Consider the following 13,955-nt stretch of genomic DNA (forward strand, 5'->3'; position numbering starts at 1 on the left):
TCGGTCGGTCCGCGCTGAGGGGAATCCGCAGCCGCACCCGTTACTGACGTTGTCGCCGTGATGTCGTCGAGGTGAGTCCGGTTTCGGTGAGGCATCCGTTGATGAGGTTGCTGCGGTACTGGATTTGGCGGAGACCGCGTCGGATCGTGCTGATGAGGTTTTCGGGGTCGGTGAAGGCGGTGTTGGCCTGGCTGCTGCGCCGCAACAGGGACCAGATGCCCTCGACGGGGTTGAGGTCGGGTGCGTAGGCCGGCAGGAAGTAGCAGGTGATCCAGTCGTGGGTGTCGATGAACTCCCGTAATCGGCGGTCCTTGTGGACGTTGAGGTTGTCCCACACGAGCACGATGGGTGCGCCGAGCTGCTGGTGTGCGGCGATGAGCAGGTCGCGGTAGTCGGTCCAGGTGAAGCTGCGTCTGCCGCCCTGCTTGTGATCGACATGCCGCTTCGGCCGGTAGATCAGCCGTGAGCGTTCACCCTGCTTGTAGCAGGCCAGAGCGGCGATGGAGAAGCGGCGCTGGGAGCGTCCCCGCACCCGGATGAGGGGTGTAAGTCCGCGTCGGGCCCAGGTGCGGGTGGTGGGCGGCGTCATCGAGAAACCGGCTTCGTCTTCGAAGCACAGCCAGGCGTCGAGCGCCGCCACGGACCTTCCACCTGCGGCCAGGTCTCCTTCACCCAGCCCGCCACGGCCTGCTCGTCACGCTCGACCGCCCGGCGGGCCGGGACCTGGTGGCTGAAGCCGTGCCGGTGCAGCATCCGCGCGATCGCCGACAGCGTCATGCTCTTGTGGAACCGGCGCCCGATCACCGTCTTGATCCGCGACAGCGTCCACGTCTGGTCCGGCCAGCCGTGCGCGACCGGCCCCTTGGCAAGCTCCTGCTCGAGCACGGTGAACAGGGCCTCACTCAGTTTGGGCCGTGACGCAGGCCCAGCAGAACGCAGCCCCTCGGTGCCGGCGTCGTGCCAGTCTCGGCGCCAGCGCTGCACCGAGCGCACACTCACCCGTAAGTCCTTGGCGACCTCGGCGTTGGAGGCGCCCGCAGCGAATCGCTCCGCGGCCTCCAGCCGGATCCGCTCACGAAACGCCTGCCGTTCCGGCGTCAGCCCACCACCCTGCGGATACCTCACACCACCGGCATACCGCAACGATCACACATCGTCAGCCCCCAACGACATCACGCCACAAAGGTCAGTAGCCGCACTCCGCGGTCGGGCCCGACTCCAGGGTGCCGTGGAGGATCTGGGATGATCCGACCCATGATCGAAACTCCAGCGCGGAAGGGCGACTTCCGCCCCGCGCGATGACGTGGCCGGACGAGGCCGTGGCCGACGGCAGCGCCATGACACCCGCCCACCCTTCCCGTATCGCGCTCTTCGAGGCGGTACGCGCCGACCGCACCGGCCCCGTCGCCACCCGGCTGCTCGGGCTCGCCCACGCAGACTCCCCCGTCGTACGCCGAGCGGCTTTGGACCTCCTCCAGAGCCTGAGCCACGAACAGCCCTGGCCGGAGGCCGTCGACGCCGCTGTGGCCCGGTTCGATGACCCCGACGAGGAAGTGCGACGCCGAGCAGCGTGGCTCGTCGGCCACCGCGGACGGCCCGACCTGGTTCTCTCCTCCCTCGGCGAACTCGCCGATCCGGTCGTGCGCACCGTCCTGGCCGGGGCGCTCGGCCCGACCGCCGCCCACCTGACCGGCGACGGCCTCGCGTCGGTCCGCTTCCTCGCCCACGTGGAGACGCTGAGGGCCGCACCACCCGCACGATGGCAATCCCTGGACGACGCACTCCTCGACGACGCCCGGGAAGCCGCTCACCACCTGGAGGACACCGGGCGCATCTGGGGCGAGGCCCTGTACGGACTCGGGCGCGAGCACGACACGTACACCCTCGTGGCCCGTCTCCTCGACGACCCCGGCACCCGGGACATCGGCGCCGACTTGGCCCGCGAGGCGTGCCACGACTGGCGGATCGCCCCGGTCAGGCTGCTGCCGCTGCTCGTCCGGCGCCACAGCCAGAAGGCCACACCGGCTCTCGGCAGGGCCCTCACGACAGCGATGATCTCCGAGGCGGCGATGCGGATCCATGGAGCTCTCCTGGCCGCAGTCCCCGTCACGCCGACGACGAGGGCCCGCCGGGTCACGTCCACCGCGACGGCGTACGACAGCGCGTCCGCCGCCGCTCTCCTCGCCGCCAGGCCCGTGGGCATCACCCGCCTCGCGCGCGCCCCCGACATCTTCGGGGCCCTGCTGGACGCCGGCCCGCTGACCTTCCGACAGGCGGCCCAGCTGTACAACCTGACGTTCAGTCGCCCCGGCCGCTCGCAGGCGGATTGCGCCCCGCTGTGGCTGCGGCACGCCGGTCCTCGCGCACTGTCCCGGGTGCTCGCCCTGATGACCCCGCACCTGGCCGACTACGCGGTCGGCGAGCACTACCTGGCGGGTCTCGCCCGGATGGGCGGCCACGCACGCCTCGCGCTGCCGGCCGTGACGGCCCTGATCGACAGACGTACCCGCATCCCCGTCAACGACTCCACCCGCGACGCGGAGATGAGAATCGACGAAAGCCTCCTGGCCTCCGCCCTGAGCACCCGCCGGGCGATCCTCGCGCCCACCGATCCGCCGTCCCCCGCCGGGCTCTTCCCCGCCTGACTGGCTCCCGCCCGACTGCCGCCCGCCGGGTCGTCTCCCTCACCGGATCGACCAGACGCGGACGCCCGCGACCGCTGCGACGACGAGCGGGGGTAGACGGACGGCGGGCAGTCAGGGCTCGGCGTTACCGTGGGGGCGTCATCCCCACTGAGGACCGGAGCCCATGACCGACACGAACCCGGCTCGCGTGACCTTGCTGGTGCTCTACTCGCCCGAGCTCGAGGAATGCCGGCGCTTCTACGAGGACCTCGGGCTGGTCTTCACGGCGGAGCGGCACGGTCAGGGCCCCGAGCACTACGCTGCCGTCCTGGCCGACGGCGCGGTCTTCGAGCTGTATCCGTCTCGTGCGGGCCGGCAGACCGATGTGCTGCGTCTGGGCCTGGCCGTCGACGGCCGGTCGGCCACCCCGCCGCTGACCCCGGGTCACCACCTGCTGACCGACCCGGACGGCCGCACCGTCGAGGCCCACGCCTTCTGAAGGCGGGCCCGCAGACGCTGAGTCGACGGGCGGGCGACGGTCGCTGAGACCAACTTGCGCGAACCGGTTCGATGTCGCCCGAGGAGAAATCGTCCGCACCTGAATCGGGGCGCCCGTCCCGACATCAGGGCAATGCGCACGATCCGGGGCCCTCGCCGACTCTCCTTGCGTCAGGGGTATTGCTGCGGGATTTCCCCGGTGTTAGCTTCCTGCGAACCGATTCGATGGAGTGATCCTTCCGACGACCCGAGTCCATCCCCCCACGACCCGATGCCATGCCGGGCACCGAACCCGTTCATCCGGTGAAGCCCTCCGCCGTCGGCCCGCGCGGAATCGAACCGATTCGATACCGCACGTGCCGACGGATGCGCTCCACCGCCCCGGCATACGGCCGGCTGCCACGGGCCGGCCCGGCCGCCCGAGACCCGCAACTCACAGGATTGAGGACGCAGTCCATGTCATCCGCGTCATCCGCTGACAGTTCAGGCCGCCGCCGGGCCTCCGCCGCCGCGGCCCTGGCCCTCGGCGCGGGCCTGCTGGCCTCGCCGGCCGTCCCCGCACACGCGGCAGGGGCACCCCAGCCCACGGCCCGCTACACGTTCGACGAGGACGACCTCACGTCCGGAGAGATCACCGACAGTTCCGGCAACGGCCTGACGGCGAGCCTGGTCAACGGCACCAGCGCACAGGCCGTCGAAGGCACGGACGGCGGCAGGGCGCTCGCCCTGCCCGGCGGGGCGCCCACCTCCGACGGCGCCTACGTGCGCCTGCCCCGGGGGGTGATCGGCGACGCGACCGACCTGACGGTGTCCGCCCGCGTGAAGTGGGGCAGCGACGCCTCGTCCTGGCAGCGGATCTTCGACCTGGGCGCCGGCACCACGAAGTACCTCTTCACCACCCCGTCCAACAACGGCGGTGTGCTGCGAACCGCCGTGACCACCGGCGGAGGTGGCGCGGAGTCCCAGGTCTCCGGGTACGCGGCGCTCCCCGCCGACGCCTGGCGCACGGTCACGGTCACCCTCGACACCAGCGCCGGCAAGGTCACCACCTACCTCGACGGCGTCGCGGTCTCCTCCTCCACGACGACCGTCAAGGCCAAGGACCTGCTGGACGGTTCGGCCACGTCCGCCGGCTACATCGGAAAGTCCTTCTACCCGGATCCGCTCCTGAAGGGCGCGATCGACGACTTCACGGTCTGGCACTCGGCGCTCACCGCCGAGCAGGTGGCGGGTGTCGTCGGCGACGTCCCCACGCTCCAGGCGCTGTCGCAGACGTCCTTCGAAGTCCGGACCACCGCCGGAACAGCCCCGGCCCTGCCCCCGGCGGTCCGCTCCACCTTCTCCGACGGCTACGACCGCGACACACCCATCGCCTGGGACTCCGTACCGGCGGACAAGTACGCCCGCCCGGGCACGTTCTCGTTGGCAGGCACCGCGGCCGGGCGACGAGTGACGGCGACCGTCACCGTCGTCCGCGAAGGTGAACTCACCGTCGACCTCGGCTCGGACACCGGGGCCTTCCACGGCGGCGCCTCCGGCACCCTGTACGGCGTGTACGGACCCGACGTCCCCACCAACAACCTCATCGAGGGCATGGGGCTGCGCACGGTCTCCACCAAGGCGCAGGACGGCCCCCAGCATCCGGGAGCCGACGCCCTGGAGGTGGTCAGGCCACTGGCCGACTCCACCGACGGTGACGTGTACATCTACATGACCGACATCCACCGCGGGTTCCCCTACGAGTGGCCGGGCGGCACCCCCGCGGAGAAGGTCAAGCTGTACGAGGAGAAGATCGCCAAGCAGGTCGACCAGGTGCTGCGCCTGCCGAAGCGATACCAGGGCAACATCGTCTTCGTGCCGTTCAACGAGCCCGAGGGCAACATGTTCGGCACCGGCGAGTGGAGCTACGACGGGACCAGCTGGCTGAACTCGCCGGACGCCTTCCTCTCCGCCTGGGACTCGGCCTACAGGCTCATCAAGGGCAAGATGCCCGATGCCCGCATCGCCGGCCCCAACACCAGCATCCTGTACGACCAGGTGAAGGGCTTCCTCACGCACACCCTCGCCGCCGGCACCCTCCCGGACGTGATCACCTGGCACGAGCTGAGCCACCCGGAGGCCGTACGCGCCAGCGTCACCACCTACCGGGCATGGGAGAAGGCCCTGTTCGAGGGAACCGACCGAGAGGGCACCCGACTCCCCGTCAACATCAACGAGTACGCCTTCAACTACCACACCTCCGTGCCCGGCCAGATGATCCAGTGGGTCTCCGCGATCGAGGAGTCCAAGGTGGACGCCGACATCGCGTACTGGAACATCGACGGCAACCTCTCCGACTCCGCCGTCCAGTCCAACCGCGGCAACGGCCAGTGGTGGCTGCTGCATTCCTACGCCTCCATGAGCGGCCACACCGTCAGGGTCGACCCGCCCTTCCCCGGCCGCAACTACACGATGCAGGGCGTCGCCACCCTCGACGAGAAGAAGAAGCAGGCGCGGCTGCTCTTCGGCGGCTCCACCGGCAAGGGGCACATCACCTTCGCCGGCGTCCCGAAGAAGATCTTCGGGACGAGCGTCCACGCCTGGATCCGCGAGATCGAGTGGAGCGGGCAGATCGGTGACAACCCCGGCCCGAAGCTGCTCGCGGAGACGAATCTGAAGGTCGGCGCCGACGGCACCGTGTCCGCCGACTTCGGCGACGGCGCACTGCCGACGCTCAAGGAGTCCTCGGCGTACGAGATCGTCCTCAGCCCGGCCGGGAAGGCGAAGGCCACGCAGTCCGCGCCCGTGCGCTGGCAGGGCTCGTACGAGGCCGAGGACGCCGCCCACACCGGCTCCGGCTACTCGAAGAACGGCCCCGAGGGCTCCACGAGCGACGTGTCGAAGTTCTACACGTCCGGCGGCTACGACGTGGGCGGCCTGCGGACCGGCTCCGACGTCACACTCGACTTCGCCGTGGACGTGCCCGAAGACGGCACCTACGACCTGAGCGTCTTCGCCAACTCCCTCAACACCTTCGACAAGGTCCGCGAGCAGGGCCCCACCAACGTGTTCCTGCGGGTGGACGGCACGGCGGACAGCGAGCAGGAGCTGCACCTGCCGCTCGGCTACAAGTGGGTGGTGTGGGACCACAGCGACACCCAGGTCAGGCTCACCAAGGGCAAGCACACCCTGACGCTCGCCGCGAACAGCCTCGACGGCAGGCGCGCCACCAAGGGCGACGCCATCGTGGACCGACTGACCCTGTCCCTGCCGGACGCCTCGGCCCGCACGCAGGTGTACGAGGGCGAACTGGCCTGGCTCGGCAGCGGGTCGCGCCCCGTCTACGACCTGCCCGAGCGGCCGGCGACCGGGTCGGGCGCGGCCCGGCTCCCGGAGAAGGGAACCGCCACGTTCTGGGTCTACTCCCCCGCCGACCGCGAGGCGACCCTCAGGATCGACACCCTCGCCGGCACGGACGCCCGAGTCTCCGTCAACGGCCACGACGTCCTGCGTCTGGGCAAGCGGGCGCACAGCGCCGCCGTCTCCCTCTCCGGCGGCGTCAACAAGGTGACGGTGACCGGCGGCTCGGGCGTCACCCTCGTCGACCGCCTCACGGTCACCCCGACCGAGGGCGCACTCAGGACGCGCACGTACGAGGCCCGGGACGCCGAGCTCACCGGCTCGGCCACCCTCAGCTCCCTCTCCCTGGCCACCGACGGCACCGCGATCAGCGGCATCGGCGGCGAACCCGGCAACGGCAACACCGCCACGTTCACCGTCACCGCGGACAGGTCCGGCCTGCACGCACTGCGCATCCGCTACTCCAACCCCGAACAGTCCCCGGCCACCCACTACAACCCGGACCCGCTCACCCGCCACGCCGACGTCACCGTCAACGGCGGCGAGACCCGGCGGGTCTTCTTCCCGCACACCTTCCACCAGAACGACTTCTGGGAGCTGACCGTCCCCGTCCAGCTCGAGAAGGGCCGGAACACACTCACCTTCCGCTCCGAGGAACTCCCGAACTTCGACGGCACCACCTACGCCTCGGACACCTTCCCCGGCGTGCTGCTCCGCTCCCGGTACGCGCCGTTGATCGACCGGATCGCCGTGGCGCCGTACGCGAAGGAGGTGCGCTGAGACGAGCCGTTTCAGCGGCGAGGCGACCCGCGCGATCGCCGGGTAACGGGGCGACGCCTCCCGCCCCACCGCCCGCGGGATCACGCCCGCCACGTCACCGATGCCGCCGGCAGGCGCCCGGGGAACCGTCGTACCGACGGCTCCGGGCGCTTCGCCGTCGGCCTCCGGACCGGCAAGGACAGGGCCACGGCCGGGGTGTCAGTGCGCTGAAGTACTCTTCCCGCCACTGCCCACCGACCAGGAGGATCAAAAGAGTTGTCCGGCCTGTCTGCGTTCCCGCTGCCCTTTCGTGCCTCCGGTTCCCTGTCCTTCGCGAATCCCCGAACGCTGCGGGAACTTCAGTTGATGCAGTGCAGCTCGCTCATTCGGGCCAAGCCGGACTGGTTCGACAAGATGAACGACGCCGGCATCGTCGCCAGATGGACGCAGGAAGCGGTAGCCCAGGGGCTCACCGAAGCGCAGGTTGACTATGTGCTCGCCGAACTCCGGCATTACGCGGCACTGCGGGACGGACGAACCGGCGTCGAGGTGTCGGCCGTCGACGGGGTGTGGCAGTCGGACGCGCTGATCGACGACGGGCTCGGGTCCCGGCTGCGCGAGGCGGTCCGGGTTCTGGAGCAGGTCCCCGAGGCAGAACAGGACTGGCATCCCGGATCCGACGGGCAGGTACTGGATCTGGTGCATCCCTCGATGTTCTGCCTGGTCAACGAGGTGAGCGGGGCGCCGGAGACGGCCTGGCAGAACCCGACGGACCGCTACTCGAAGTACGAGTTCTCGGAGAGGTTCCAGTGGCTGCCCACGGACGTGGACGTCAGTGACGACGGCGACGTAGCCTTCCGTTCCTACGTCAACAACGTGCATCCCGAGACTCATCGCGAACTGGCCGCCGTCCTGCCTGACTTGTTCGCGCGCTTGCGCCCGCTCTTCGAGAACGTGCTCACCGATCTACGTCATCCACGTCCCCCGCGGATCGCTGTCGATCCCTTCGGGTGGTACGACTCGGAGCCGGAATACCCGGACCAGGCCTCCTACGGCGATGCCGGGTTGTACCAGGAGGCCCGCCAGGCATGGGCGGAGGCCCATGACGCATGGTGGGAAACCCGCCGCCCCGTCGTCCCGGACGCCGCGGCTTTCACCCCGCCCGCGGCTCCCGACGAATCCGCCCGGGTCGACCTGCGCGGCCGGCGTCTCCAGGTCATCGTCAAGCTCGCCGCCATTCATCTCACCCCGGACAGGCCCGAGTACCCGGGCGGTTCCTGGCATGTCGAGGGGATGGTGAACGAGCGGATCGTCTCGACCGGCATCTACTACTGGGACAGCCACAACATCACCGAAAGCCGGCTGAGTTTCCGGTCGGCACTCGACGATCCGCACTACGAGCAGAACGACGACAACGGCCTGCGCGAGGTGTTCGGCCTCGAGGACGAAGACGCACTGAACCAGGTGCTGGGATCGGCTTCGACCCCGGCGGGCCGCTGCCTGGCGTTCCCGAACATCCTGCAACACCGCGTCGGCTCGTTCCGCCTCACGGACCCCACCCTCCCGGGGCACCGCAAGATCCTCGCGTTCTTCCTGGTCGACCCGTCACAGCGGATCGTCTCGACATCCGATGTGCCACCGCAACAACCGTGGTCCGAGACCTCGACCATGACGCTCGACGAGGCCAAGGACTTCCGCGAACAACTCATGCAGGAACGCAAGTTCTTCGTCGACGAGCACAACGAGCAGATCTACGAACGGGAGTTCTCCCTCTGCGAGCACTGACCGCGTCCGCGTCCGTCTCTGCCGCCCCGCTCCCCGCGCACCGCAGGGAGCGCGGCGACCGAGGGCTGAAGAGCCGGAGAGGCGTTGAGGGCCGGGCGGAAGGCCGCAATACTGGCCCCGGCCGACAGGGGATCAAGGGAGAACAGATGAGCCAGGTCGTCACCGGGACCATGGTGCGCGTGGAGAACGTGCACAAGTCGTACGGCCAGGGAGCCGCCGCCGTCCATGCCCTGCGCGGCGTGTCGTTCGACATCCCCCGGGGCGAGATCGTCGCGCTCAAGGGGCGCTCGGGCTCGGGGAAGACCACCCTGCTGAACATCGTCGGTGGGCTCGACGCGCCGGACCGGGGGCGGGTCACCGTGGACGGCCTCGATCTGTCGGAGCTCGGCGAGGACGGCCTGCTGGCGCTGCGCCGGGACCGGATCGGCTTCGTCTTCCAGTCCTTCGGCCTCATCCCGATCCTGACGGCCGCGGAGAACGTGGGTGTGCCGATGCGCATGCGCCGGGCCGACGTACGGGAGCGTGAGGAGCGGGTCGAGCTGCTGCTGTCCCTGGTGGGCCTCGCCGATCACGCGGCCCAGCGGCCCGGCGAGCTCTCCGGCGGCCAGCAGCAGCGGGTCGCCATCGCCCGGGCCCTGGCCAACAACCCCTCGTTGCTGATCGCCGACGAGCCCACCGGCCAGCTGGACGCGGAGACCGGTCATGCGGTGATGCAACTGCTGCGGGCGGTCGTGCGCAGTGAGAACGTCACCGCCCTGGTGGCCACACATGACGCGACGCTGCTCGATCTGGCCGACCGGGTGCTGGAACTGCGCGACGGGGAGATACGGGACGAGACGAGGGAGCAGGCCGAGGCGTCGCCCGTCGCGTGACGGATCGTCCGCTCGACCTGGCCGCCACGGCGAGGTGAGGTGAGGTGAGGTGGCGAGCCGCCCCGGGCGCGCCCGCCGTTCGGTCGTGGCCGGCGATCAGCTGTGCCCGCTGTCGTCCGGCCACACGGTGATGTGGTCCTCCTCCAGATCCAGCGCCACCCGGTCGCGCATGCCCAGGGCCCTCGTGTACTCGGCGGGCAGCTGTAGGCGGCCGGCCCGGTCGAGCATCGCGTATTCGCGGGCCACCACGGTCTCGTGGCCGGTGGTCTCGTCGACCTCGCTGCGGCGCAGGACCTCCGTGGAGGTGCGGCCGTCGCGGATGGCGACCGTGCGGCGGACCTCGGTGGCCACGGTGCGGTCATGGGTGACGATGACGATGGTGGTGCCCAGCTCCTCGTTCGCCGTGCGGAACGCGGCGAAGATCTGCTGGGCGGTGTGGGAGTCCAGCTCGCCGGTGGGTTCGTCGGCGAGCAGCACCGCCGGGTCGCAGGCGAGGGCCACGGCGATCGCGACCCGCTGCTGCTGACCGCCGGACATCTCCTGCGGGCGGCGGTCCCGGCAGTCGGCGACCTGGAGCAACTCCAGCAGTTCCAGGGCACGTTCGGCGCGGGCCCGGGAGCGGCTCCGGCCGCCCGCCAGCTGGAGGGGCAGGGCGACGTTCTGGGCCGCGGTGAGATACGGAAGCAGGTTGCGGGAGGTCTGCTGCCAGATGAAGCCGACGACCTTGCGCCGGTAGTGCAGGCGGTCCTTCGCGGTCATGGCCAGCAGGTCGTGACCGGCCACCCGGGCCACCCCGGCGGTGGGGGTGTCCAGGCCGGCCAGGATGTTCATCAGGGTGGACTTGCCGCTGCCGGAGGCGCCCACCAGGGCCATGAGCTCGCCCCCGCGGACGAGCAGGTCGAGGCCCTGGAGGGCCTGCACCTCCACGCCGTCCGCCGAGAAGATGCGGACCAGGCGGTCGCAGGTGATGAGGGCGTCATGACCGTAGGCGGGCCGGGCGCGGGTGGCGGTCGCGTGGTCGGTCAGTTCGGCGAGCGTGGGATCGGTCGTCATCGGGCTCCTTGGTCGACGGGGCCGCGGTCGGCCGGGTGCGCGAGCCGGGCTGCCGCGTGCGGGCGAGGGCTGCCAGGGTGGGTGCCCGGGCCGCCGAAGCCGCCGGGGCGGGAAGCCGGGGCCCCGGGGATCCGGGCCGGACGCGGGGGCCGGGGCCGCGGGGCCCGACCTGGGCCACGTGCCGGGGGCGGGACCCGCAAAGTCCGGCACCGGGGCCGCCGGGGGCTGTCGCCGTGGCCACCAGGGGCGGGGTGGGCTGCCCTTCTCACCTGTCGTCACCCGCTCTCAACTCCCGCACCGCTCCCCTCCTCCCCGCCCACCACGCCTGCACGGCGGCGATTCCCACCGTCATCGCCACCACGGCCAGCGTCGGCACGGTCAGCGACCAGGGGTCGGGGGAGAGCAGGGTCTGCTTCGTGGCAGCGACCGAGGACGGCAGGGCCACCGCGGTCAGATCCATGCCGGGGGCGAGCAGGCGGATCGCGCACCAGCCGGTCAGGACGCCGCCTGCCGCGGCGAGGACGGCCTGGGGCAGGGACTCCAGGACGAGCAGGCGGCGGCCCTGCGCACGGGTGAGGCCCATGGTGCGGAGGCGGGCGAGCAGCGCGACGCGCTCGGGAGCGGCGCGCAGGAGGGAGAGGAGCAGGGCGAGCACGGCGTATCCGGCGCCGGCCGCCACCGCCGCCGTGTAGAGGTGCTCCACTCCGGACTGGAGGGGTGAGTCGACGTACCGGGCCCTCTCGTCCGCGCGGAGGCGGACCGACACCGCGTCCGCGGCCGCTTCGCGCAGGGCCCGGCCGTCCGCTTCCGGGCCCGTCACCAGCAGCGTCGTCGGCTTGGCCGCCGTGGCGCCGAGGCCGGCGCGGTCCACCACGAGGAAGTCTGCGCCCGGCACGGCCGGGGTGATGTCGCGGACGAGGACGATGCGGACGGTGACAGTGCTGCCGTCCTCCATGGTGACGGGGAAGGGGGACGAGCCGTGGGCGTCCGCGACGCTCGGGGAGGCCACGGCGGGCAGCACGGCGCCGGTCCCCGATCCGGCCCGGCCCTTCTTCACCGCTCCTTCGGAGAAGGAGCCGAGGCCCGTCCGTCGCGTCAGCTCCGCATAGCCGGCGGGATCCACGCCCACCACCGGCACCGACCGGCGCCCGTCGTCCGGCTTCGCCCGGTACGCGATGCTCACCGCGGCCACGTCCCGCACGCCGGAGACCCGGCGCACCCGGTCGGCCAGCCCCGTGGGCAGGGGGACCGCGGTGGACTCCAGGCGGGCGTCGGCCCCGACGGCGAGGAGCGCCGAGTGGTCGCGGGTCTCGCCGATGCCCGCCAGGACCGAGCCGCCGAACGAGGCCGTGGTGAGGGCGGTGAGCAGGGCGAGCAGCGGCAGCACCGCGGACGCGGAACCGCGTCCGGCCCGGGCCAGGGCCAGATGGCTCACCACACCGCGCAGCCGCCCGGCCGGGCCGGCCAGGCCGCGCAGGGGCAGCGGGTAGAGGCGGACCAGGAGCAGCGCGGCGATCACCCCCACCAGCACGGGCGCCGCCGAGATCAGCTGATCGCCGGACCCGCCGGACGTGCCCTGCCTGCGCAGGGTCACCACCGCGCCGGCGGCCACCGCCACCAGCGTCAGCTCCGCGACCGTACGCCGCCGGGACGGTCGTACGGACGTCACGTCCTGGCGGAGCGCGGGGACGCGGACGAGCCGGTGGGCGGCCGCCCCGCGCAGGGGCAGGGCGGCGCTGGCGAACACCGTGACCGCTAGGGCGGCCAGTACGGCGGGCAGGGCCTGAGCGCCGGGAAGCGCCCACAGGGCCACGGCCAGGCCGAGTGCCCCGGCCGGGACGGCGACCACCGCCGTCTCCGCGAGCAGGCGGGCGGCGAGGCCGGCCAGCGAGGCGCCGCGGGCCCGCAGCAGGGCCAGTTCGGTGCGGCGGCGGTCGGCGGCCAGGCCGGCCGCCAGTGCCAGGACGACGACGGCGACCGTACCGCTGCCGAACGCCGCGACCGCGATCAGCGGGGAGACGCCGGCGTGCAGGCCGGAGTAGGAGTCGAGCACGTCGTCGAGGCGGGTGTCGGCATCCGTGAGGGGGTCGGTGGCCGTGCGTATCCGCTGCAGGTCGGGGCCCGCCACCAGGGCGGCGAGCGCGGACTTGAGAGCTGCCAGGTCACGGTGGCGCAGGGTGTCCGGGTCGGGGGCCAGCCGCCAGTAGCGGTAGGGACGGCCTTCGGTGCCCAGCAGCGCGGGGGCGGCCTCGGGCGGAAGCAGCAGGGCGCCGAGCCAGTACCGGGGCGACTCCGGGTCGACGGGCGCGACCCGCATCAGCACGGGCGTGCGCATCAGCGTGTCCGTCGCCCAGTAGGCGCCCTCCCTGTCGCGCGGTTCGACGAGGCCGGTGATCCGGACGGCGAGCGCGTCCCGGCCCGCGCCGGGGACGTGCAGGACCGACCCCACGGTGATGTGCAGGCTCTTGGCGGTCTCCGCGCTGACCGCCGCCTCGACCTCGGGCGTCGTCGTGGTGACCGTGCCGGACGCGCGGGGCAGACGGCCCTCGCGCAGCCGGGCGTGATCGGCCAGGCCCGCCTGTGCGACGAGTGCGACCCGGGCGGGCAGCCCGCTCGGCCGGGGCACCCACGGCTCTGGCACCGCCTGGTTGACGGAGGTGACCACGCCGTAGGACGACTGGCCGGGGTCGGGGACGAAGGGGCGCCGGACCGTGCCGAGGATGCTGTCGTAGTCCCGCTTCACGGTGGCGGGGCGCAGTGCCTGCTCGCGCTGCTCCGGGGGCAGGTTGGGCAGCGGGGCCGGGGCGGTGAGGGTGACGACGCTGCGGAAGTGGGGTACCTGTTCGACGGAGTGGCGCAGGCCCGCGTCCTCGTACCGCTCCAGTGCGCGCGGGAACGCGGCGGCCAGGCAGGCGGTCACCGCCACCAGCAGCGCGAGGGCGAGCGCGGCGGCGGGGGCGGACCGCAGCCGGGTGCGGATCCACGGGGCGTCGGCACGCTCCGCACGCCTGAACGGGATCACCAT

Annotated in this window: 8 protein-coding genes; 5 read left to right on the plus strand and 3 right to left on the minus strand. The window is 71.8% G+C overall.

From position 1 onward, the window contains the following. Positions 1–40 precede the first annotated feature (40 nt). Positions 41–1,125, minus strand: a protein-coding gene (locus tag OHS82_RS43410) for an IS630 family transposase (protein ID WP_443041925.1) whose coding sequence is annotated in 2 segments (ribosomal slippage) — positions 41–600 and positions 600–1,125 — 1,086 coding nt in all. Because the reading frame shifts where the segments join, the coding sequence is not laid out codon by codon here. 173 nt (positions 1,126–1,298) lie between these two features. Between OHS82_RS43410 and OHS82_RS03655 the strand changes: the two genes are divergently transcribed. The 5 genes from OHS82_RS03655 (at position 1,299) to OHS82_RS03675 (ending at position 9,877) form a co-directional block, all read left to right on the plus strand. Next, positions 1,299–2,645: a HEAT repeat domain-containing protein gene (locus tag OHS82_RS03655; RefSeq protein WP_328433253.1), complete on the plus strand. Its 1,347-nt coding sequence runs from the start codon at positions 1,299–1,301 to the stop codon at positions 2,643–2,645. 163 nt (positions 2,646–2,808) lie between these two features. Further along, entirely contained in the window at positions 2,809–3,123 is a 315-nt protein-coding gene (locus OHS82_RS03660; RefSeq protein WP_057581934.1) for a hypothetical protein, read from the plus strand. A gap of 455 nt (positions 3,124–3,578) precedes the next feature. Beyond that, entirely contained in the window at positions 3,579–7,241 is a 3,663-nt protein-coding gene (locus tag OHS82_RS03665; RefSeq protein ID WP_328433254.1) for a LamG-like jellyroll fold domain-containing protein, read from the plus strand. Between the two features lie 255 nt (positions 7,242–7,496). Further along, positions 7,497–9,005 carry a DUF4246 domain-containing protein gene (locus OHS82_RS03670; protein ID WP_328433255.1) on the plus strand — a complete coding sequence of 503 codons (1,509 nt, stop codon included), beginning with the start codon at positions 7,497–7,499 and terminating at the stop codon, positions 9,003–9,005. Between the two features lie 146 nt (positions 9,006–9,151). Further along, positions 9,152–9,877, plus strand: coding sequence for an ABC transporter ATP-binding protein (locus OHS82_RS03675; RefSeq protein WP_057581940.1), 726 nt, complete (start codon positions 9,152–9,154; stop codon positions 9,875–9,877). 96 nt (positions 9,878–9,973) lie between these two features. On the opposite strand, the gene OHS82_RS03680 is transcribed toward OHS82_RS03675, so the two are convergent. Together OHS82_RS03680 and OHS82_RS03685 are read right to left on the minus strand one after the other, a co-directional pair. Beyond that, entirely contained in the window at positions 9,974–10,930 is a 957-nt protein-coding gene (locus tag OHS82_RS03680; RefSeq protein WP_057581942.1) for an ABC transporter ATP-binding protein, read from the minus strand. Between the two features lie 265 nt (positions 10,931–11,195). Then, positions 11,196–13,955 carry an FtsX-like permease family protein gene (locus tag OHS82_RS03685; protein ID WP_328433256.1) on the minus strand — a complete coding sequence of 920 codons (2,760 nt, stop codon included), beginning with the start codon at positions 13,953–13,955 and terminating at the stop codon, positions 11,196–11,198.

It is taken from the genome of Streptomyces sp. NBC_00425 (assembly GCF_036030735.1).
In the GTDB taxonomy this organism is placed as follows: Bacteria; Actinomycetota; Actinomycetes; order Streptomycetales; family Streptomycetaceae; genus Streptomyces.

Excerpts from the sequence above, each read along its gene's own strand:
- OHS82_RS03680 (WP_057581942.1), bottom strand. The coding sequence starts at position 10,930 with ATGACGACCGATCCCACGCTCGCCGAACTGACCGACCACGCGACCGCC.
- OHS82_RS03685 (WP_328433256.1), bottom strand. The coding sequence starts at position 13,955 with ATGGTGATCCCGTTCAGGCGTGCGGAGCGTGCCGACGCCCCGTGGATC.
- OHS82_RS03660 (WP_057581934.1), top strand. The coding sequence starts at position 2,809 with ATGACCGACACGAACCCGGCTCGCGTGACCTTGCTGGTGCTCTACTCG.
- OHS82_RS03675 (WP_057581940.1), top strand. The coding sequence starts at position 9,152 with ATGAGCCAGGTCGTCACCGGGACCATGGTGCGCGTGGAGAACGTGCAC.
- OHS82_RS03665 (WP_328433254.1), top strand. The coding sequence starts at position 3,579 with ATGTCATCCGCGTCATCCGCTGACAGTTCAGGCCGCCGCCGGGCCTCC.
- OHS82_RS03655 (WP_328433253.1), top strand. The coding sequence starts at position 1,299 with ATGACGTGGCCGGACGAGGCCGTGGCCGACGGCAGCGCCATGACACCC.